Annotated in this window: 20 protein-coding genes; 2 read left to right on the forward strand and 18 right to left on the reverse strand. The window is 43.6% G+C overall.

Features of this window, described 5'->3' with window-relative positions:
* Positions 1-25: 25 nt before the first annotated feature.
* From CTH_RS13900 to CTH_RS13915, 4 genes are all read right to left on the reverse strand, one after another.
* Positions 26-1,282 carry a restriction endonuclease subunit S gene (locus CTH_RS13900; RefSeq protein ID WP_107754402.1) on the reverse strand — a complete coding sequence of 419 codons (1,257 nt, stop codon included), beginning with the start codon at positions 1,280-1,282 and terminating at the stop codon, positions 26-28.
* Positions 1,283-3,634, reverse strand: coding sequence for a DEAD/DEAH box helicase family protein (locus tag CTH_RS13905; protein WP_159073904.1), 2,352 nt, complete (start codon positions 3,632-3,634; stop codon positions 1,283-1,285).
* 105 nt (positions 3,635-3,739) lie between these two features.
* A complete protein-coding gene (locus CTH_RS13910) occupies positions 3,740-5,149 on the reverse strand; it encodes a type I restriction-modification system subunit M (RefSeq protein ID WP_107754406.1) in 1,410 nt (469 codons plus the stop codon).
* Positions 5,150-5,163: 14 nt separating this feature from the next.
* Positions 5,164-5,748 carry a restriction endonuclease subunit S gene (locus tag CTH_RS13915; RefSeq protein ID WP_107754408.1) on the reverse strand — a complete coding sequence of 195 codons (585 nt, stop codon included), beginning with the start codon at positions 5,746-5,748 and terminating at the stop codon, positions 5,164-5,166.
* Between the two features lie 486 nt (positions 5,749-6,234).
* Here CTH_RS13915 and CTH_RS13920 point away from each other — a divergent pair, with 486 nt between their 5' ends.
* Positions 6,235-6,606 (forward strand): hypothetical protein, encoded by a 372-nt coding sequence (locus tag CTH_RS13920; protein ID WP_107754410.1) that lies wholly within the window; start codon positions 6,235-6,237, stop codon positions 6,604-6,606.
* Positions 6,607-7,011: 405 nt separating this feature from the next.
* Positions 7,012-7,593, forward strand: a complete 582-nt coding sequence (locus CTH_RS13925) for a DUF3800 domain-containing protein (RefSeq protein WP_107754412.1) — start codon at positions 7,012-7,014, stop codon at positions 7,591-7,593.
* Between the two features lie 278 nt (positions 7,594-7,871).
* Here the strand turns inward: CTH_RS13925 and CTH_RS13930 are convergent, their stop codons facing one another.
* The 14 genes from CTH_RS13930 to CTH_RS13995 form a co-directional block, all read right to left on the reverse strand.
* Positions 7,872-8,474, reverse strand: coding sequence for a M23 family metallopeptidase (locus CTH_RS13930; protein ID WP_107754414.1), 603 nt, complete (start codon positions 8,472-8,474; stop codon positions 7,872-7,874).
* Positions 8,474-10,738 carry a VirB4 family type IV secretion system protein gene (locus CTH_RS13935; RefSeq protein WP_107754416.1) on the reverse strand — a complete coding sequence of 755 codons (2,265 nt, stop codon included), beginning with the start codon at positions 10,736-10,738 and terminating at the stop codon, positions 8,474-8,476. Before CTH_RS13935 ends, CTH_RS13930 begins: the two co-directional genes overlap by 1 nt.
* A 21-nt stretch (positions 10,739-10,759) precedes the next feature.
* Positions 10,760-11,485: a Flp pilus assembly protein CpaB gene (gene cpaB / locus CTH_RS13940; RefSeq protein ID WP_107754418.1), complete on the reverse strand. Its 726-nt coding sequence runs from the start codon at positions 11,483-11,485 to the stop codon at positions 10,760-10,762.
* A gap of 12 nt (positions 11,486-11,497) precedes the next feature.
* A complete protein-coding gene (locus CTH_RS13945; RefSeq protein ID WP_107754420.1) occupies positions 11,498-13,798 on the reverse strand; it encodes an Athe_2463 domain-containing protein in 2,301 nt (766 codons plus the stop codon).
* Positions 13,799-14,542: a copper amine oxidase N-terminal domain-containing protein gene (locus tag CTH_RS13950; protein ID WP_107754422.1), complete on the reverse strand. Its 744-nt coding sequence runs from the start codon at positions 14,540-14,542 to the stop codon at positions 13,799-13,801.
* 15 nt (positions 14,543-14,557) lie between these two features.
* Positions 14,558-15,019, reverse strand: coding sequence for an A24 family peptidase (locus CTH_RS13955; protein WP_318262841.1), 462 nt, complete (start codon positions 15,017-15,019; stop codon positions 14,558-14,560).
* Between the two features lie 98 nt (positions 15,020-15,117).
* Entirely contained in the window at positions 15,118-15,582 is a 465-nt protein-coding gene (locus CTH_RS13960; RefSeq protein WP_107754426.1) for a TadE/TadG family type IV pilus assembly protein, read from the reverse strand.
* Positions 15,583-15,594: 12 nt separating this feature from the next.
* The gene (locus CTH_RS13965; protein WP_107754428.1) at positions 15,595-16,020 is read right to left on the reverse strand and encodes a DUF4320 family protein; all 426 of its coding nucleotides are present in this window, start codon (positions 16,018-16,020) and stop codon (positions 15,595-15,597) included.
* 14 nt (positions 16,021-16,034) lie between these two features.
* Positions 16,035-16,247, reverse strand: coding sequence for a Flp family type IVb pilin (locus CTH_RS13970; RefSeq protein ID WP_107754430.1), 213 nt, complete (start codon positions 16,245-16,247; stop codon positions 16,035-16,037).
* A gap of 45 nt (positions 16,248-16,292) precedes the next feature.
* Positions 16,293-17,219, reverse strand: coding sequence for a type II secretion system F family protein (locus tag CTH_RS13975; RefSeq protein WP_159073907.1), 927 nt, complete (start codon positions 17,217-17,219; stop codon positions 16,293-16,295).
* Between the two features lie 13 nt (positions 17,220-17,232).
* Positions 17,233-18,162: a type II secretion system F family protein gene (locus tag CTH_RS13980; RefSeq protein ID WP_107754434.1), complete on the reverse strand. Its 930-nt coding sequence runs from the start codon at positions 18,160-18,162 to the stop codon at positions 17,233-17,235.
* Positions 18,159-18,566: a P-loop NTPase family protein gene (locus CTH_RS13985; RefSeq protein WP_107754436.1), complete on the reverse strand. Its 408-nt coding sequence runs from the start codon at positions 18,564-18,566 to the stop codon at positions 18,159-18,161. Before CTH_RS13985 ends, CTH_RS13980 begins: the two co-directional genes overlap by 4 nt.
* A complete protein-coding gene (locus CTH_RS13990) occupies positions 18,550-19,563 on the reverse strand; it encodes a TadA family conjugal transfer-associated ATPase (RefSeq protein WP_159073908.1) in 1,014 nt (337 codons plus the stop codon). Before CTH_RS13990 ends, CTH_RS13985 begins: the two co-directional genes overlap by 17 nt.
* Positions 19,560-21,071: a CpaE/TadZ family protein gene (locus CTH_RS13995; protein ID WP_107754440.1), complete on the reverse strand. Its 1,512-nt coding sequence runs from the start codon at positions 21,069-21,071 to the stop codon at positions 19,560-19,562. The genes CTH_RS13990 and CTH_RS13995 overlap by 4 nt, the downstream gene beginning before the upstream one ends.
* Between the last annotated feature and the right edge of the window lies 1 nt (position 21,072).

Genomic DNA, 21,072 nt, shown 5'->3' on the forward strand with positions numbered 1-21,072 from the left:
ATCCTCCGTTTATGTTATTTGTTTATTATAACTCTCCACTAAAAGCTTTCTGCAGCAATGCCGCCGGGAGTTTATTGATTGTTTCAAGTTGCTCTTCCAAGGATTTACGCAGCTTTTCTGCTTCTGCCATTTGTTCTTTGAGAATAGCTGTAATGCGTTTTTGTTCAGGGAGTGGAGGGAGAGGGATTTGTAAGTTTTCAAATTGCGATAACCGTAGGTTTTGTATGTTGGCTCCTCGCGCTTGATTATCCCTCCATTGAATAAAAAAAGGTGAACGCAACCATAAAGCAATATAATTTGCCTGTTCTTTAATCTTTGGCCGAATTATACCACAAAAAGCACCAACAGAAGCATTAACCGTTTTCATTACCTGAGCAGACTTACCTACAACGTTTGCACTCCCTGAAGACATACTAATAACAATATCGCCCAATCTTAAAAACTGTTCTGGCCTAATTTTTTCCCTAGAAACCCATATTAAGTCATCTTCAAAATCAAGCTCATATTTTATATTTCCTGCTCTAAGTATGCAAACGAGTTCGTCCCCAGGGACAGTACTAACTTCTGAAGCGCTGAAACTTACGCCTCTAATAAATTCACATATTTCCCCCAGCCTCACCCATTTCCAACCTTCAGGCAGTTTTTTTCCTTTATCTTGTGGAAATACTTCCCGCAAATAAGCTGCCGGTAAAGCCTTAGCAGCCTCTAACTGTGCTTCCGCTGCAGCCTTTGCTTTTTCTACTGTTGCCATTTGTTCTTTGAGAATAGCTGTAATGCGTTTTTGTTCAGGGAGTGGAGGGAGAGGGATTTGTAAGTTTTCTAAAAAACTTGCGGGAACTCTTTGCTGGCCAACAGCACCCGTGAAATAGGCCATAGCTTCTTTTAAAACAGAAGGTTGTCTTATAAATGCATGTATCCAATCAGAAATAACTTTATTTGTAGGCCGAATAACATGAAACTCTGTAGAACCAAATCCTATTTTATCAATAAGATTTCGTGCTACAGCATGTTTTCCATTTTGCATACAAGGCGTAATCTTAGCAAACAAAACATCATTTTCTCTAAAAAAGGTATACCCCTTTTTGACTTCGGAATAAGGTTTTATCTCCGATCTACTAATAACTCCTTTTTGCTCGTCAATAGCTTGCATTGGAATAAATGTCGTTGGAGTATTTTCGTTTCTTGTATTAAAATCCCGCTTTGGATTTATTTCACAAACTTCCCCTAACCTCACCCATTTCCAACCTTCAGGTAGTTTTCTTTCCTCTTTTGCTATCATCATTTATGCTACAAACATCCTTTCCTTAGTTTCACGTAATATATCTGCTGGTTTACCTAATGCCTTAAGAGCGTCTAAACCGCCAGCTTTTTTAACCTCAGGAGTCCTAAATATATGAGGATTCTCCAAAGCTTCTGTACCCGCTTTGGCAAACTGAGCCGCCAAAGCCTTTACTGTTTCAGCAGCAGCTTCTGGCATACTTGATAGCCAGCTGCGATTCTTATATGTAAAGGCCCCGGCACGCTCCATCCTTGTTTTTGGCGCCAGACCGTAACCTAATTCAGCTAATACATCATATAAGTCGTATTCGTTCATATCTTCCAGGGAGCGTATCAATATTGCAGATTTTCCTGCTTCAGGTAAGCTAAGTAACAATTGTTGCCGCTGAACTGGATCAACCCAGCGAATGCGAAATTCTTCTAAAGTCGGCGCTTCTTCTACTAACTTGGCTGCCAATATTTGTTTGTATTCTTCCACAGTGACAGGCATTGCTTTACCATCTACCATAGTTAAAATATACCGTCCTGCATCGGTAACCCGCACATCAAAACCTTCAACCTGAATTATTGGTTCTTGCGGCCTTGGCCCTTTATCTCCTTCTTCGCCTGTCTCTTTTTTCGGAGTAAACTTGGTTATAAATTCTTTTCCAAAAAGTCTGGTAGCATCAGTGTAATCATAAATCCTAAACATTAACTTCCCTGTTGCAGGGTCCAGCCTGGTTCCCCGGCCAACCATCTGATAGAAGGAAATTGGTGAACGAACATACTTAAAGAATACCACATTTCGCAAAACTGGTACATCTACTCCAGTAGTAAGCAGGTCTACAGTCGTTGCAATAAAATAGTTCCGGTTGTTTCCTTTGAAGTTTGAAAGATAATTAGAACCTCCACTAGCAGCAGTACACTTAAAGGCATAGTTTTGTACCGGTTGTTTACCGTTTTCCCGGCACCAATTGGCATACAGGTTGTTCATTGCTGCTGCGACATCATCAGCATGACGGTCACGAACACAGAAGATGATAGTCTTTTGTTCCGGCCCGCCTGTTTCCAAAAGGTAATTAAACAGGTCCTGCGTCATAGCCATGACCCGGTCAGGTAGCAGTATTCTGCTTTCATAATCAGTTTTCTCATACAGTTCCTTAAGTTGTTCTTCCGTAATCGGTTCACCGGTATTAGCGTCTATTGGGTTTCTGGCCAGGATATCATCGATTGTTATACCGGTATCATCAATATTAACACGGCCTTTTTGAATTTCACAAGCGGCCAGATACCCGTCTTCAATTCCCTGGCCCATGTCATATTCGTATACCGGTTCGCCAAAATATTTAATGTTATCGGCACTTATCTTTTGGTCTAACTCCGCCTCTTTGCTATCCTCAGGGAATTCAAGCTGTCTAGGTGTTGCTGTAAGTCCAATCTGTACGGCTTCGTAGTTTCTTGTCAGTACTATTGACCATTTGCCCCAGGCAGATCTGTGGCATTCATCTATAATAATGTGGCTGAAATAGTTTTCCGGGTAATTTTTTATTAGGAAGTTAGCATCATCGTCGTCTTTATCTACATTAAGGGTTTGGTATGTAGCAACAAGGACCCTAGCATTCTTCTGAGGATTATTCCCTGTAACTTCTGCAGCATCAGCTCCAAAGACATTTTGGAAAGCGGCTATACCCTGGTTCCTTAGTTCATCACGGTCACAGATAAACAGCGCCCTGCGTAACTGTCCAGCATCAGCAATACGCTTCAAGAGGTTAACGGCAATAAAGGTTTTTCCAGCCCCTGTTGCCAAAGATAATAAAGCGCGCTTTTCTCCCCTGGCAAGTTTTTCGAGAACAGCACGAATCGCCGCATCCTGGTAGTAACGTCGGGTAGCTTCACCACCTGCATATCGCGTAAGTAACGGTTTTGCCTTCTCGTCTTCCAAACTGAATCCCAGGCCTTGTTCGTAACGTTTTTTTAACTCCTGGGGTGTCGGAAACTGAGATAAGGGCTTTGGTTCTGAAGTGATACCAGTGAAACGATCAAATTCTACGTAAAGATGGCCGTTGGTAGAAAATACAAAGGGTACATTCAGCCTTCTACAGTCGGCATAAAGTTTAGCTTGTTCCAGACCATGATTTGGAGGCAAGTGCTCTGCCTTTGCCTCTATTAATGCGACCGCTACTGGCTGGGTATCTTTATTTACTTTTATTCGCAAAGTATAATCTGTACGGCCTTTTGAACGTCTACGGGCTTTACCTGCTATAATTTCTATTGCTCCTGCAGTTTCCTCACGTTTAATCATGTCTTCTGTCCAGCCCCGGGCATAAAGAGCTGGATCTATTAATTTTGCACGGGTATCAGCTTCAGAGAGAGACATTTTTCCCATCCCCTTACCTTACTAAGTAGTTGCTATAAAATGTAATAATTGATATATTTTCTACTTCAACCCGTTTTTATCCTTCAAATTTTTTGTTTTTTATAACTATTTATTTAGTTGTTTTAGCAATGCATCTATCTTCGTTGCATATTTATCAGCTACAGTCTGCCACTCAGATAATTTTTCAAACACAGCTCCAAAATCAATTTTTTCGTCTTTCTCTTCTTTCTCAATATATAAAGATACATTCAGCGGTTTACTGCTTACTACAATATCTCTTACATCAACTACATTGGAAAAACCACTTTCTTTGCGGAATTCCTTATAAACTTTAACTATCTTGTTTCTTCCTTCCTTTGTTAAGTACATACGGCGCTTGCGTTTCTCAAAACATTCGCTTGCATCAATGAACAACGCCTTATAACGCCTATTTTCCGGTTTGTTTTTATTAAACACAACAATTGCTGTCGCCAGACTTATATTATTAAACACGTTATTGGGTAACCCTATTACCGCTTCAACCAAATCATCCTGAAGTATTCTATTCCGGATCTTTTCTTCAACACCACCTCGGATTAACGGACCATAAGTTAACACCATCGCCGCTTTTCCTTCATCATTTAAACTAGCCAATACATGCTGGATTACTAAAAAATCCATGTTATTAAGCGATTTCCCATAAATAAACCGGCCATACTCATCACTTTCTATAAAACTTGATTTCCACCCCCAGGGCGGAACAGTAGCTATCCTATCAAACCTGGCCAATCGCCCTTCTTCGAGCAAGGGGGTCTTAATTGGATTTGTATTTATAATCTCTGCCTCCTTTGTTCCAGTAAGGAGTAAATAAATATGACACAAGCTCCAAAGTAACCGACTCATTTCATTCCCATATAACTTGCAATAACTCCTCTGGGCAAACTCTCTCAGAATATATCCAATTCTAGCAAACGGTTCATAAACAGACATATTTTCTTCAGGTTCCACTAAGTCAATAATCAGTTTTCTGAGATTTAACTCTGTAAATAGATATCCACTTTCATTTCGCAGAGGACCTTCAGACATAATTTCTAATAGTTCCTCCAAAAACGCATTAAACTCTTCTTGTCCCCCTAATGTCTTATTACTTAAGTCTAATTCACTTATTTGGAAAATTAACCTTCTCAACCGCACATCGCTTTTATCTTCAGCGATTAAGCGATTAAAATCTATCTCAGAAAAAATCCCTTCAGGTAAAAAGTCGTTAGCTACCTCCAATTCTTTAAAACAACTATTAAGTTTCTCACCGAGATCTTGGCTTGTTTTTTTTATTTCAACCCACCTTAAAGACTCCGGTACAACTAGCATTACCTTATGTCCATTTTCTCTAGCCTCATCATATAGGTCAGATATCCTTTTTAAGAAGAGCAACATCAATATATACTGGAATTGTTCAGAAGCCGGTAGTACACCTCTAATCTCATCAATACATTGCCAAATTACTTGAATATATTTCTCCTTGAAATCACGTTTCATCACGATTCAACCTCCTACACAAACAATTTATTAATTGTTTCTTGAATAAGCATTTGCCTTAAGTTCATTGCTTCTTTCGCAGCCTTGAAATACTCGTTGCGCAATTTAGTTAGCTTTACCAGATTATCATGGTCATCTTTGTTCGGAATCGGAATTTCTAACTCCATTACCGATGACTTAGTAAGAGATAGCATGAACGCAGATGACCTTGAAATACTTTGAATGTTCTTCTGGCCAAGTTTACTTTCAAAGTAAGCTTGGAGGACATGAGGGTGAATTTCTGCACCAGGCCTTAATCTTATAGCGATAAGATTGCCGCTAATCAAACACCCCTCGCATTCTTTGGTTGCCACTGCTGATTTGATCACAGTTCCTCTGGCCGTAATAATCACATCTCCCTCTTTTACCATAAACTGATTAACCTTATCCAAACTTTCAACTACTTCTTCTGCTAAATTGGCGGTATCAACCACTCCGTCTACTAAATCCTTAATATTGATAACCTTAACCTTATACTCCCCTTTTCCCAGCGGTGTTCTTCCAGCCGATGGTACCCCGGCAAAAACCTTTTCTGCCAATTCAGATATTCTCTTGCGCATTCTAACCAGCTCCTTCCTTTGAGTTTTACCATCATTACCATTTCTTTCTTTGATTATTATTCTATACTTAATACGTTACTTTATCAATACTAACATTGTTATTATTTTGTAATGTTTTTATATGTATCCGTTAATAGCACAAAGAAATACATCCAAGGGCTAAAAGTCTCAAAAGCTCATTCCTCTTCACTGACCAGAACCCAGATAGGTTTTAGTGGCAATTCTGCCTGAAGTTCCTCTGGTAATTTGTTATAGTTATTAAGTATGGCTTTTACAAGATCACTGGCATCTCAGATATCCGCCCCAGGCCACAAGCAGTCCATTTTCAGCCCGGAAGTTTTTATATATTGTGTTATCTCCAAATTTGACCTGAACCACCAGCCGAGGTAGGGAGTATTTTCATGGGGATGTAGAGAGATATCATATGCTTGATTTAGGTACTATACATATAATGGTTCGCCGTGGAGACGGGTTCATTTTAGAGGAATGCTAGTTTATGCTATAGTTGCTGGGGAGGAGCATAAACGATCGCATATTGAAGGCAGCCCTTTTAATATAGTAAATGCTTGTCGCCATATGGCATTAGTTATTTGTGGCTATGAAAAAGAGGTTTTTGTGAATGCTATGATAGAAGAACTCCTAAAAGAAAATGGGGATTATTTTGCACGTTTGTTAGAATCTAACATTGGAAAAATACTTCCTAAAGTTACAGATGAGCAAAAATCATATATTATTGAGAATGCTCGCAAGATTGATTTTGGCCCTGAACTTGTAATAGGAAATATAATCGAAAACACTTACGGTCCCGCAGAAGCAGCGCGTTATGTAGTCGCTGTTCTTACTCGTCAAGCGCATTAAAAACTTGACTTGGTAGATGAGCCATAATTTCGGTTCGAACATTAAGTTCCTAAAGGTGTTATTCCGAGGGATTTCTTTAAGTCCAAATGATAGGGGCAGTACGCATAGTGAATGAAAGAAAAGCAAGGGAAATATGATTTGGATACCTTGAGGTATATGGGAGTATTTAGAGTGATTAGTGATAAAGAAAACCATTGCCAGCACCCCTCAAAAACTGTACCCTTTAGTTGACAAAGTGCATACCCAAAAAACAATACCCGGCTATATAAAAACATAGCCGGGTAATCTATGCTATCCAAAGGGAAGTTACCTTAACTAATCTCCTAACCTTTTTATCAAAAATAATGCTATAATAAAATACTGAAAAAGCTAGCTACTTGCATCTACCTTCAGGAAGGTGATCCAATGTATTTTTTTATTGACGAATCCGGATATAATGGAGACTATATCTTTACGGCAGTATGTGTTAAAGACCCTGCCATAGCCAAAAGTATTATTAAAAAATGGCGGGACTGGATGAAAAAACGTAAAAAAGGATTCTGCCAAAATGAATATCATGATACAAAAGCCAATGATGATGAAAGAAGAAAAATCTTAAATACCATTGCTGAATACACACCGGAAGAGCTAAGGTATTGGGCTGTGCTAAGGGTTGGCTATAATGGCAAGCACAAAGAACTATATGTGCCTACTATTATCGAGCTGCTACAACATTGCGGAATCACTGAGAATGATGTAGTTATAGCTGTAGATAACGTGGAAAAAAATCAAAAACATATGGACAAGCATATAAGGAATATCAAAAAAGGTCTTGGAATGCCCAGATTAAATATTTGCGGTTCTAATTCGGAAAAAGAAAAAGGGCTTCAGGTGGCAGATGCTATCGCAGGTTCCCTTTGCAGAGAATATGTCCCGCGTCCGAGTACACCCTCCTACCTGGAGAAAATAATTCACCTGATGGCCGATGATATCAAAATAATCCGCTGATTTTTTGTGACCAAAAAATATAAAATAACTATGAAAAACGGTTAAAAAAATCAAAACAGCATGGCCGTTGTGTCACAGGCGCCAAATCGTGTTTGGACTTACCCTGCACCTCTGCCCGGTTCCACCAGGCTGGCCATGCTGTCTACTTTAGTTTATTTCATTATAACCGTATCTATACCATGTTTGCAAACTCTATATTAGAGTTATATATAAAGAAAATCCTTCTCTACAAAGGAATTTTTGTGCTTTTTATTCATCTAATAATTATTTTCTCCTTATTAAAAAGTTTTAAACATTAATTTCTTTCTACCAGCAAATAATTTCTCTATCTGGTTCAAAAAAGGCAAAGGGTCAATCCACCTGCCACCCTCTTTAATCCCAAAATGCAGATGCGGTCCGGTAGATCTTCCGGTGTTGCCGCTGTAACCTATCACCTGACCACTGCTAACCATCATCCCTTCTTTAATGCCTGGCGCATATTCGTTGAGATGAGCGTAATAATACCAGCGGCCATCATCTCCCATAATCCCAATAGCAATCCCGCCGTTCCCTTCAGTGCTCAAGTAGTTTATTACCCCATCCTTTACCGCATACAACGGGCTTCCAATCGGTACCGCCATATCTACCCCTTCATGAAAGTTATCGCCCCTGTCCTCGCCAAATAGGCTTGTATATCGAAACGGCACTCCCAGGGGAAAGGAGTATCCTCCGGCAAATACCGGATTCCGGGGATTAGTTACATCATAATTGCCAAAGATAATCGAAATCCCATAAGCCATCATAGCTACGGACAAGATCAGAAAAACCAATAACCAGAGAACCAGCTTAATAATAGCTCTGAAGTTGCGCAACACAAAAAGTATAACCTGAGCCGTTTCCATTAGCCTTCAACTCCCAGTTCCCGCAAGCGGTTGGGGTCAGTGACTATCAACCTTTCCAGCTCAGGTGCGGCTATTACCTCCACTTTGGCATACTTTCCGCCGGATTTAATCAGCCCTTCTCCCCGGCCGCTGCTGGTAAGGTAATCTTTAGCCTTGGCAGATAAGCTCACTATCTCTTTATCAATGGTTTCTATGTTTCTCTTTTTCTGTTCAAACAGCAAAATGCTGTTCGGAATTGTAATCAGCGCCTTGGCAATGGCGTTATCCAAAGCATCATCAATGTCCTGGGTAATCGGAATAACCGCCGTGTTATAATGCCTGAAAGACTTAATCATGGCTTGTAGAAACAAGGCAAACGGCTCATACTCCTTCTTTCCCTGGAAATAGCGGTAGTACTCGTCTACCACAAAAATGGCAGGGTTTTTGTCCTTTGTTAAGATCCCCTCAACTTTAGCCATAATGTTAAATAAAAATAGCGGAGCAATAGCTTCCTCCAGATTCCTGGTGCTTATCCCTACCAGCTTTGAAGAGAAATTAATATTGGTCTGGCCATTGAAAAGCACTGAATAAGTCCCTCTCGTCAGCCTTTCCAGGCTGTCTGCCAGGTCTTTCGACTTTAGCCTGTATAACTCATCCTGCACCTCTGCCGGTAACGGCGGCTCGTTATGCATGGTCTTGGGATCATCAGTAATGCCTCTTTTTTCAAATGCCCTGTATAAAGCTTTATCCAGGTCATTGGCTTCTTTGGGAGTCAACGGCCTGCCAGCTGCCATGGAGTAGAAAGAATGCAGTCTCAATACCGTGGATCGAAGTGAACCAGGCAATTTTATTAATGGCAGGTCATTAGGGTTAATGCAAAAATCCGAACTTACAGTAGCATCAATATATTGGCCCCCCATCGCCTCGCAATACCTTTTATGAGCATGTAAAGGCTCCACTATAATCGCCGGAACTCCTTTAAGCAAATAGCGGTGAATAATAGTGTCTACCGCAAAGGTTTTGCCCGCTCCTGATTCGGCAAGAACAGATAAATGCGGGTTGGTTTGAGAAAACAAATCTATGGTAACTAAAGCTTTGGTATCCGGATCCACGCCCAGAATTACTCCTTTTTCATCAGCCATGGCCGATGATCTGAACGGAAACATCCTGGCCACTACCTGGGTCGGCAAAATCCGTTCCTGACCCCTGGGTTTTAGATAGCAGTCCCTGCCAATTGGCAAAATGCTTTTAAACCCTTCTTCGGGATAAAAAGTGGCAGGGTATGCCTCCATCATTAGTCCGTTTAACTTGGTAGTAACCAGTTTTGTAACCCTGTCCAGCTCTTTTAATGTTCTTGCCCTGATACCGATATAGACAGATACGCCAAATAACTTAAAGCGGCCTGAACCCCTGCCCATGGCCAGAGCATCTTCCCTTTGGTCTAACTGCTCCTCATCAGCTTCACCTTTCATGTATGTGTGCCAGCCCAGCTCCCGTTTAAGCTTTTGAGCCGCTTTCCTGACATGTTTTTCATAGTGCCCATCCCTGGACGGATGAATATGAAACGAAAAGCAGACCGTTTCTTGTATATCAAAAAGGCTGTCTATCCAATCAAATCCCACCATATCGGGATAGCCGCTTTCTTCATCCAAATACAAAGTCCTGAAGTAGGTATCATCACACTTGATATAATCCCGGCCAATCTCAATTACGCCAGGGGTGCACCGGTCCAGAAAAGTCCGGCCTTTGCCATTCCCCTGGTGCATCTCGATTAAAAGCTTCTCCAGCTTTGCTCCGGTTAAGCGTTTAGCCTGCAAGCCGTTCTTTTCTAACTCCTTGATCTGATGCTCTGTTTTAGTTTTCAGTTCTGCTCTGGCAATATCAATGGCATCGTTCTTATGGCCAACAATAACGTAAAACTTTTGGTCCAGGGTATTCTGGGATTCCAGCAACTCCTTGGTAAACTTCAGCTCCGCCAATGCCAGAGGGTTATTTATCATGCCGCTTTTGGTATAGGACTCATGCTGAGCAACCAGATATTTGTTAACATTAATCTTTGAAAAGACAACCAACACCTGTGAGTAATAATAAAGGGAATTTAAGAGCCTGCTGTACCGGCTGATAACACTGGCCTGCTCATCCTCATTCAAAAGCGGAAAATTCAGTGGCGTTACCTCAAGAATTGCCCTGGTTTCCCCATTTCTGAGCACAAAATAGTCCTCTTTACAATCCACTGCCTCCACAAACTCCTGCGCAGGTTTAACTTTCTTGCCCAACAGACTCATTAAACTCCCCCTCCATCCTCTCTAATAACCGGCTGCCGCTGCTGCCCCCAGCGTAAAACCAGGAGTATTCACCGGCTTATAATCCCTGGGATTTACTGCAACAAAAATTTTGCCGACTTCCGAATATAAAGCGATCTTCTCAGCCTGATCGGGCTTAACCGCAACCACAATAGCGCCAGGCACCTTCTTTTGATTGGTGGCAATAATCTTGCCTTCTTCATCCTTCTTGACAGCCCCCAGTTGGTTTGCATCCGGGTCCCGTACGTCTATGACAGGAATATGCTGCAGAAAAAGCTTGGCTGAGCTTGGTCCATTGTTTGACTTCAAAATAACGATTAAATCCACATAATCGCCCTTTTTTACAGTCCCGCCGGCAGATTTGGTCAAATCCGTGGGAATAGCCACTATCCGATCTTCCGGCTTTATCGTATATAAATAACCCTGGGGAACCTCGTTAATATCGCTGATCTTGCCTGGCAGAATCAGGTCCCCCGGGATCAGTTTAGTGGTAGTGTATTTGCCTATTAGCTGTTTGCTGTCCTTGATTACATTAGCATCCAGGCCATTAGCACCCACCGTTTTTGTGGTAAGCATATCCTGAGTAATTTGAGTATAGGCCGGTATCTCCTGTTTAACGGTGACAACCTCAACCTCTTTTAAGTTGGCTTTTACGTATCTATTGGCACCGAAAACCCCTATTAATGCCAACAACAATCCCCCTAAGGCAACCAATATCCTTTTATTCAAGGTTTCGCCCCCCTACTGCGTAATTCTGCTGCCTACATCATCGTAAATACCGCCCTCAACTATCACCACCACAGAAGTCTTAGCCGTAAATTCCCCGTTATCTCCGGCACCCTCGGCCACAATCTTGGTTATAAATTCACCATCGGGAGTGTCTTTGGGTATATATTTCTTGCGGAGCTTCTGCGGTGACCTGGGGTTAGGCGGCAACTGCCAGGTATTAGAGGCCGGTCTTCCTGGAGTGCTTCTTTCCAGCTCCACGGAATTGCCATCGGCAAAATAAGCTATTACCCTTTGCGGACCTGGGCAGGGTCGGCTTTTTCTAACTCCATCCTCATACCAGACATAATCATCCGTCCAGGTATTGACCGTAAGGCTAAACCCCCATCCTGCCCTGGTTTTAGCAGGACTAACCGAAGCCGATATATGCAACTGGCCTCCTTCCTGCCTTTCCATGCTGTCATTGATATACACCGGTTCCGATACATAGTTGTTGTTATAATTAGTTTCCGGAATAGTTCTGTCAGGATTGACCGCTGCGGCTATCGTAATTCTTCCTTTTGCGGCAGGAGCTTTCCAGGAGAAATGTACCGTAGTCGAGGCATTAGGACCGAGGCTTGCAATGACGCGCCTGGTGCCGGGAATTTCCGCCTTGCCCTTATAGAATTTGACCACCACGTTATTTACAGTTACAGCCAGGTTGTTTTTAACTACAACCGAACCGTTGTAGGTGTTATTGACAAAGAAAGGCGTTGTACCCGGATTTAGATTGGTAACAGTTAAGTCAGTCGATTGATAGAGTTCAACCCGCTTGGTGTTGTTTGCCCAGTTCAAGTCCTTATTGAGAATCGGTTTTTGCGGCCAGATTTTAGCGATTAAAGTGCTTTTTCCGTCCTGGCCATACCAGACAAACGGCAAAGTCATGGTTTCCCCGGGATTAAGGGTAATTGTTTTTCCATCTACCCCTGAAACTGGCCAACCGTTATGGGTCAAGCCTAATTTAACTTCTGCTGGTTCCGGAAAATTCTCTGCCAGCCCGTAAGTTACCGTTCCATGATACTCCTTGCCCTTCTCCGGGTTATTGGTACCGGGGTTAAGACTTTGCACATAGGCATCAGGGATAGGCTTTACCTTAATCGTTGCGCTGGCAACATTATCGGCATATTCAAGCCCTGTTTCCCCTTCGTAAAGATAGCCGTAACCAGGCCAGGCATTTATCCCGGCCATTAAACTTTTGGATTCCGGCTGGGCAGTCCAGCGGAACGTTGCCACTATTTCTGCCTTATTTGCATTAAACTTAACTGTCTGATACTTATACCCCGCTGGCGCTCCCCAGGGATAGGCACTGATTAGGCCGCCAATTGCCCCGGGTCCTGACTTGTAAGCCAGATTGGCCTTATAATAACTCTCTTTCACTTGATGAGCTGCACCGATAAAGATGGGAATATCTGCGGGAGGTCTGGTAATCCAGGCATTATCAGCATTGATTCCGAAGGTTACAGTGGCAGTGTAAGTGGTAAAGGGCTCAGCGACGAAAACTCTCTTTCCGGTCTCAGGGTCCTGTTCTGCCGGAGTGCCGGGATCGAAGTCTTTTACGTACAAATTGGGAACCCATTTAACAAATACCGATTCTGGAGCAATGGGAATGCTTCTGTAAAGAATGGTGCCATTTTCTTTATGCCAGGCCCGTCCCCACCCCCAGCCCCAGAAGGTAGGGGGTTGCAGGACATGCACATATCTCTCCCATTCTACGTTCTCATCCCCGCGAAATTCAGTGGAATGCATCAGTTTTAAGCCCCACCAGATGTTGCGTCTCAGCTCTGGTTTGCCATCCAGTTTTTCATTCCAGACCATCGTTTCGCCTCTATTTTTCATCCATTTAGCAATATCTTCTCTTTGCCATGGAGCTGGAAGCCAGTTATTCTGTTCCAGGTATTGATGGACAGGCTCGACATCATTGGGAAACCGGATATTAGGCAGGTTTTCCCCCACATCATTAACTCCTGTATATCGGTACTCGCCGTTATCGCCTTTATCCCCGTGCGGTCCCCCGTAAAATAAGAGATGGGTATTATTGAACTCCGGATATTGCTCCATATTGATGGCAAGTTTCAAAGCAGGGTTATAACTGACAAAATAGTCCTTGCCAAATTTCTTCATTTCCAGATATCTGTTATCATCAGCCATAGCTGCATCTTTGCTCAAAGGCGGGGTTTTGGGCGGGACATAATCTTTTGTAAGCTCAGCCCCTGAATACCCTGTAAAACCAGAAAATAAGGCTAATACAATGAGAAATACCGTTATTCTCTTCCGCAACTACTTCACCCCCGGCAACCATACTATAACCTGGACCGTATAGCCGCCAGCATTAGATGCGACCCTTATTTTCTGGTTGTTAATTATCCAGTATTTTTCAGGAACCTCTGACCAACGATCTTTCTTTAAACGAACATGGTCGGTTATTTCCCTGGCCGCTTTCTCACCAAACTTGCTGGCCAGGATGTTATATAAGTCCGTGAATTGTTTTTCCAAATCATCCTCTACAGAAATAGCAATATTGATATCCACGTTGTTAACGTTATTAGGCGGATAGAGTTCAACTGTTAAATCCGTTTTTTCCGGAAGAGTATAGCCATTATCCATGCTAACCTTTACGGTATAGGTTTTGTTATCCCACGTAACCCGTGCCCCTAACGCCTCGGTAATAAACCTCAACGGCACCATTGTTCTTTTGTTTTTCAGTATGGCTTTGGTGTCAAAAGTCTTGGCCTTGCCATTAACCATGGCTTTGCTCTCGCCTATTTTCAGCTTAATGGTATTTGCCCGATGCTTTATTGTCACTGTCTGGGTACGGCCATCCCAGTCCACCGTTGCTCCCAAAGCTTCACTGACAAACCGGACCGGCACCAGGGTGCGGGCTTTATTATCCAGAAACGGCTTCTGGTCCGGAAAGCTTATTTTCCTCCCATTGACGTAAACCATAATCTCAGGCTGTGCCAGCGCACTTGTGGTTATAAAAAACGAAAGCACCACAGCCATAACGCTTATAAACCTTGTCATCTCCTAACCCCCACTTCAAATTGCCAATATAACCGCTCCCAGCGCTAACGCTACCCCATAGGGTATGCCGGGATTGGCCTCGCTTTCTTGAGCTATATCAGCCCACCGCCTCCGTCCGGTTAAGTAATAGAGCATCTGCTTCAGGGTTTCCCAGAAAAGCTTTTTCTTGATTAAAACAGTTACTGCCATAACTCCGCCGATTAAAGCACCCAGCACTGCAGTCCCTAAAACAAATTCCGGACCGGCCACCGCTCCTATTGCGGCCATTAATTTCAGGTCACCGGCACCAAGCCCGCCTAAAAGAAAGGGCACTAAAAATATCCCTGCACCTGTAATAAAGCCATATAAAGAGTGCCAGAAACCAGCCTGGCCATTATAAACACTGTTGAGCGCAAATCCGGCCAGCATAGCTGGAAAAACAAACCTGTTACGGATTTTTCGGTACTTCAAATCCGTGTAAATAGTAGTTGCCGCCAAAAAAATCAGGGTTAACTTAAATAACAGGACTTACCCTCTCCTTCCTAAAACCCGGGATGTAAAAACATTCCGGGTTCATTTCTCACCTGCGGGGAAAATCAGCGGAAAACTTCCTCAACCGCTTCCCCTTTTACGATCATGTCTTCATCACCAAGAAAGTGCATGATAGTGGTTTTGATCGGCACTCTGACCACCACATACATGGCCGGCGGCCCCGATTCCCTAATATCCAAAGTCTCAATCCGGATAGGACCGTTAATAGTGGAATCAGCATTGCCTGGAGCCAGATTGTCATTAAGGCCCATATTTTCTTTGAACAGCCGGTAAAAATTATCCCTGGCCGTATTGACGTCAATTTTTATTTCAGTGCTTTCGTCCAGCAAACTTTCTTCAATTACCGCTGAATCTATGGCCGAAGTAGCCGCAGCATCCAGGCTGGTTTGAACCGCCCGATTGACTATATACATTGCTCCCAGGTCTGTAATTAATCCTAAAATCAAAAAAAATACCGGCAATAACAAGGCTGTCCAGATGAGGACATCACCCTTCTGCTCTTTTAGCATTCAAAAACCCCCTTACGGCCGGAAGTATTTTTCACTCATAGCTACCCCCTTGGCCGTGAGGTTAATATTAAACCCTATATTCGACCCCTTGGCGCCAAACAGGACAAAACGGTAAGGATATGTGAATTCCACCTCCACCATTTCGTTTCTTTGCACCGGCTCCCAGGTGGCGCGAATAGTTACCTCAGCCGGGTCTATACCAGCAGTCCTCAGCTGATCCTGAACCCAGGCCAGGATGGTATCATTCATGCCGCCATTTTTGGCCATTGCCCTGATGGTGGTGCCCTTAATATCATGGAGGGCATCCCAGTATGAGTTAACTATCCCCAGCTCAAAGATTCCGGTTATTAACGCTAAAAGAACCGGCATTACTAATGCCATCTGGATCAGACTTACTCCCTTTTGCTCTTTTACCAGTCTATTTAATACCCGTTTCAAGGACAGTCACACCCTTACGGCGTAGGTCTGGTCCCGTTAAACTTGGCGCGAATCACTTCATAATAGGCGGTAATATCCGTTCCTAAGGCGCTCAGCACCGCAATAGAGGCTAGGACAATCAGGGCAGTTATAATGGCCATTTGAATGAGTTCTGTCCCTTTTTCCTCTTTGCCAATGCGGCTGACCAGATTTTGTCCTTTCACATACAAACTTAACAATCTTTTCATTTTTTTCTCCTCCCACTTCAAAATAACTTACATAACCGAAGTCCTCTATTTCAGGAAACCTCCCCTTACTGCAAACATGGCGTACAGAGGCGGTGTCCCGAGAATCAAGAGAATGTTGATAAATAACATCACCCCCACTAAAGCCAGGTAAACCGGCCTTTTCTTTATTTCCCGTTTCAGGGTATTCTTTGTTCTCTCCCGGAGCAGAGCGCTCTGGGTTATAAAGATCTGTTTGAAATCAATGCCTGACTTAATCCCCTGCTCCAGCATGGTAACGATGTATTTAACATCAGCCAGGCCGCATCTGTCGGCAAATCTCCTTAGAGCCTTTATTTCATCATTGAACACTTCCAAATCGGTTTTGAGTTTCTGGACATTTTCTCTTAAGCCAGGACCTGTAATGGGGATGATCTGGGTAACGGCCTGCCTCAGGGTCAAACCCGCTGAAAGGTAAGTCCTGATGGCATCTATGAAATCCGGAAGTTCGGCGCTCATCAGCAACTGCCTGCTCTTTGCCCTGGCCTTAACAATCTCCCCGGGGCTGAAATAAGCGATAAATAAAGCCAGGATAAAAGTAATGAAGGTTGTGTTTGTCGGCCGGAGCAGATACAGAAATCCAAAAAAACCCCCTATTGCTAAAACAGCTAAATACTTAATGGCAATAAACTGGACCGGTGTCATCACCTGGTTAGGGATTAACCTTAAATCGGCCTGTTCCAGCAGCAGTTCCAGCTTTCGCCTGCTTCCCTCCTTCAGGCTTACTTTGGAGACTATAAACACATACAAGGGAGCGACTAACCTAATCAGTAACGGCAATTCCTCCAGCTCCCTTTCAGCTTTAGTTCGTCCTATGTTCTGCACCAGCTGTATCTGTCTTAACGCATGATTGCTGGGCGGTTTAAGCAGCAGGGATAAGATACTGGTGGCCAATATTAATAGCCCCGTAAAAAGCATTAAGTTATAAAACACCATCTGCTCCATCCCCTCAGACTGGCTTGCTAATTTTCTCTATCAGCCACAAACTGCCTATGCAGATTACAGCTACAATGGTGGTTACAACCTTGCCGGTCATGGTGTCTGTAAGAATCATGGCAAAATCAGGCCGCATGAGCTTGTAAAGCAAAAAGATCAGCGGCGTGCCGGAGAAAAGTATCCAGCCCTGAAATTTAAGGCCCGAAAGCTCGGTAAACAGTTCATCTCTAAGGGATTTCCTCTCCCTGATGGTATCAGGTATCTGCAACATTAGTTCCCTGGTTTCTCCGCCAATTTCTGTGGCCAACAGGGCTATCTTTACCCAGAAATCAAAGTCTTTGTTATTGAGCCTGACAGATAAGCTCATTAGAGCCTCTGCCAGGGTCATCCCGGCCACTTTCATGTCTGCTAAAGTCTTTTGGAACTCCTCTTTGAGAGGTGAAGGCATACTGGGTATCGCTTCCTCAATGGCCTTCTCCAGACTGCCTATTGTCCCGTACACATTCCCGATCTGGGTAAGCACCGCCTCCATGTGCTCGTCAATTTCCTCCTGCTTTCTCTTGGCCATGTATTCCAGAATAATAAAGGGCAACTTATATCCGATGTACAAAGCTACCAGGGTTATCAAAGGATTCTTGAAGGTAGCCTGAGCAATATACCCGGCCCCCATAATCGCAAGGATGTTGAGGAAAATGAACTCATTAAAGCGAATATTAACCCCCGTTCGCAATAAAAGCCGCTCTGCAGTAAGCCTGTAATTCTTGCTGTAGTCTTTCGCTGCAAATTCCTCTACAAATTTCAGTTTGGCCAGTTTGTCCAGGTCATTTAGATAATCGGGCCGGACAGCCTGCCTAAGCCTCAGCCAATCGCTTTTTTCAATCTTCAAGAAGGCGGCTGTAAACAGTAACATCCCCAAAAAGATGGGTAAATAGATCTGGATCATCCCGCCACCCCTTCTTCCCTGACAAACCTGTCAATTTTCTCCTTAGGGGCACCGGCAAGCATCAACTTTTCAATTTTCCTGGGCGAAAGTCCGCCCACTTGTTTGAAGAATCCCTGGATTTTGCCATCAATCACTCCTGTAACAATAAACTCAAATATCGGCTTTATAATCGGCTGTTTTCTCTCATGGTCATAACCATCCACCTGGGCAATCTCAACTATCTTGCGGCTGCCGTCAATCATCCGCCTCTGATTGATGATATAATCCACTGTGTTGCTGATAACTTCCCTGGCAATCTGATACTCCAAACCGCCGCGCTGGAGCATGATCGCCAGCCTGGTTATGGCATCATCGGTCCCATTGGCGTGGAAGGTTGAGCCCGATCCTTCATGGCCTGTATTCATGGCCTGTATTCATGGCCTCAATCATCTCCAGTGCTTCCGGTCCCCGCACTTCTCCCACTATGATCCGGTCCGGTCTTTGTCTTAAGGCATTTTTCAGCAGGTCATAGAGAGTAACCGGATTTTGCCTGGATTTTCTGGCTTCATGGCTGATCACATGCCGGTTCGGATTGGCCGCCTTTAATCGAAGTTCTTCCACATCCTCAATAGTTACCAGCCGTTCATTGGCCGGGATATAATTAGTCAAAAATTTCAGCGTGCTGGTTTTGCCGGAACCGGTGCCCCCAATGACAAAAAAGTTCCCCTTGTACCGGACAATCAGTTCAAGAAACTCCAGCATCTCTTCCGAACAAGTCCCCAGGTCAAGCAATTCCTGGGCGGTAAAATCTATCTTCACGAATTTCCGGATCGTCAGATTCGTCCCTTGCAAGGCAATCGGCTGCAGCACAGCATTTACCCGGCTGCCTCCCGGCAGTTTAGCGTCAACGTAAGGTTCTGAGAGGTCAATATTCCGCCCAATGGGAGCCAGGATTTTTCTGATGATATTGACCAGCTGCTCATCTGACTGAAACTTAATATCCGTAAGCTCCAGTTTGCCGTTCTTCTCCACATACACTTCCTGATAACTATTCACCATTATCTCGCTGACTTCAGGGTCCTTTAACGGCGGATCCAGGGGACCGAATCCGCAAATCTCTGTCTGGCAGTATTCAATCAGCTCATCTAAGGCCATGCTGGGAAGGGAAATCTGGTTTTCATTGATATACCCCTGTATAATCCCCTTAACCCGGTCCTTGACCTCCGCATCCAGCACCGACTGCCCAAAAACATTGCCGTGATAATCCGCCAGATAAACCTTGATCTCTTCTACAATCCGCCTGGCCTCCTGATCCACAACTCCGGCGGCTGTATCCTCTTGCTTTAAGCCGTAGGAAACCGTCTGTTTGGACCTCTCCTGTTGCGACTGGTAAATCAGCTCATTCAGGTCAACCCTGCTCAACTGGCTCTCCCCCTCAACCATTTCTTGAGAAAAGCAAAAAAGGTCTCTTTTTCCGGCGGTTTGGGGCCTGCTATATAGGGGTAAATATCAGCCGCAAGTTTCACCAGGGCATCTCTTATCTGCTGGGTAGCCGGAGTGTTGTACAGCATAATTGGTTTTGAATCAAAAATGCTCTCCGTGACCTTTTCGTAGGCATTGGGAATTACGTTATCTATCATGATGCCAAGGGATTTCTCCACTATTTCCTTGTTAACCTTATTGCTGGGAAAATCTTTGTTAAGGACATAGCAAAACTTGTTCTCGGCAATATTGATCTTTTTCAGCAGGTCCAGGTATTTTTTCGTGTTGAAGGTAACGGTATGGTCAAGGGAGGTTACTACTAACACCTTGTTAGCTGTTTTCAGTGCCTCGTAGGTGGTCAAAAAGGTGGGATCTGTTGCCGTATCGATGAGAATTACATCGTAATGTTCCCGCAAGGTGTTTATTATCCTGGCCATGGACCCGGCAGCAAAACCGGTGTAGTTCTCAGGCCGGCATATCTCCGACCCTGAAATTACATATAGGTTTGGTATTTTAGGATGCTGCAGCAAATAGTCCTTGATCTTCAGGGGGTTAGTCTCCTTGAGGGCCTTTTCCAGGGTCTGATTCATGTCCATCAGGTTTAAGTGAATCCCTACCGAAAGGTTTAATATATCCCCGTCAATAATGACCGTTTTAAAGCCAGCCTGGGCATATATAACGCCTAAATTTACCGTGATAAAGGTTTTGCCAATGCCCGGTTTGGCAGACCAGACCGCAGCCACCAGTTGCCGGGCAATTTTAACCCTGGTTTCTGCTGGTTGTTTTTCCTGTTCATCTTGTTTTGCTTTATCTGCTCCCAGGCTTTCTTCTTTGATCTGCGACAATACTTCAGCCTTAATTCGCGAAATTAGTTCTTCTTCATCCTGCAGCTCTGGCCGCTTGATGTTTTGCTCAATCCATTTCTCGGCTTCTGCTCTGGCATTATTGCTCTGTTCCAAAGTTTCCTTGCTCTTTCCGTTCTCAACATTCCAGATTTGTTCTAATTCTGCCAGCATTTCATTGTGCACTTCTTCGGTTATCGGGATTAAATCATCCTGAATTACTGCAGAATTGTCACTTTCCTGCTCCTCCGGTTCCTGTTTTTTAATGGGTTCCTTTTTCTTTCTGGTTTTGCTGATTGACGGCTTCTCAGGGGGTGTTGCCAGTTTATCTTTTACCGCCTCCTTGACAGCTTCTTCAGTCACAGGCTTTACCAGATCTTCACCAATCTTGATTAGCGGCATTTTCCGCCTGTTGACCAGCTTTACTACTGAATCTGCATCTTTTAAGTCAATATCAATTGCCACCAGGTCGAAAGCATTTTCTTTATCCTGGAGCAAAGTCTTGGCCGCCAGTGCCGAGCTTATTTTCATCGGCTCAATTCCCAGAGCTTCCTGAAAAATTTTGAAGATGCTTCTGTCCTGGGTTATCACCACATACTTTTCCACT

The organism is Carboxydocella thermautotrophica (assembly GCA_003054495.1).
Taxonomy (GTDB): Bacteria; Bacillota.

Bases quoted from the DNA above. Each gene is read 5' to 3' on its own strand.
- CTH_RS13900 (WP_107754402.1), bottom strand. From the start codon at position 1,282: ATGATGATAGCAAAAGAGGAAAGAAAACTACCTGAAGGTTGGAAATGG.
- CTH_RS13905 (WP_159073904.1), bottom strand. From the start codon at position 3,634: ATGTCTCTCTCTGAAGCTGATACCCGTGCAAAATTAATAGATCCAGCT.
- CTH_RS13910 (WP_107754406.1), bottom strand. From the start codon at position 5,149: ATGAAACGTGATTTCAAGGAGAAATATATTCAAGTAATTTGGCAATGT.
- CTH_RS13915 (WP_107754408.1), bottom strand. From the start codon at position 5,748: ATGCGCAAGAGAATATCTGAATTGGCAGAAAAGGTTTTTGCCGGGGTA.
- CTH_RS13920 (WP_107754410.1), top strand. From the start codon at position 6,235: ATGCTAGTTTATGCTATAGTTGCTGGGGAGGAGCATAAACGATCGCAT.
- CTH_RS13925 (WP_107754412.1), top strand. From the start codon at position 7,012: ATGTATTTTTTTATTGACGAATCCGGATATAATGGAGACTATATCTTT.
- CTH_RS13930 (WP_107754414.1), bottom strand. From the start codon at position 8,474: ATGGAAACGGCTCAGGTTATACTTTTTGTGTTGCGCAACTTCAGAGCT.
- CTH_RS13935 (WP_107754416.1), bottom strand. From the start codon at position 10,738: ATGAGTCTGTTGGGCAAGAAAGTTAAACCTGCGCAGGAGTTTGTGGAG.
- CTH_RS13950 (WP_107754422.1), bottom strand. From the start codon at position 14,542: ATGACAAGGTTTATAAGCGTTATGGCTGTGGTGCTTTCGTTTTTTATA.
- CTH_RS13960 (WP_107754426.1), bottom strand. From the start codon at position 15,582: ATGCTAAAAGAGCAGAAGGGTGATGTCCTCATCTGGACAGCCTTGTTA.
- CTH_RS13970 (WP_107754430.1), bottom strand. From the start codon at position 16,247: ATGAAAAGATTGTTAAGTTTGTATGTGAAAGGACAAAATCTGGTCAGC.
- CTH_RS13975 (WP_159073907.1), bottom strand. From the start codon at position 17,219: ATGGTGTTTTATAACTTAATGCTTTTTACGGGGCTATTAATATTGGCC.
- CTH_RS13980 (WP_107754434.1), bottom strand. From the start codon at position 18,162: ATGATCCAGATCTATTTACCCATCTTTTTGGGGATGTTACTGTTTACA.
- CTH_RS13985 (WP_107754436.1), bottom strand. From the start codon at position 18,566: ATGAATACAGGCCATGAAGGATCGGGCTCAACCTTCCACGCCAATGGG.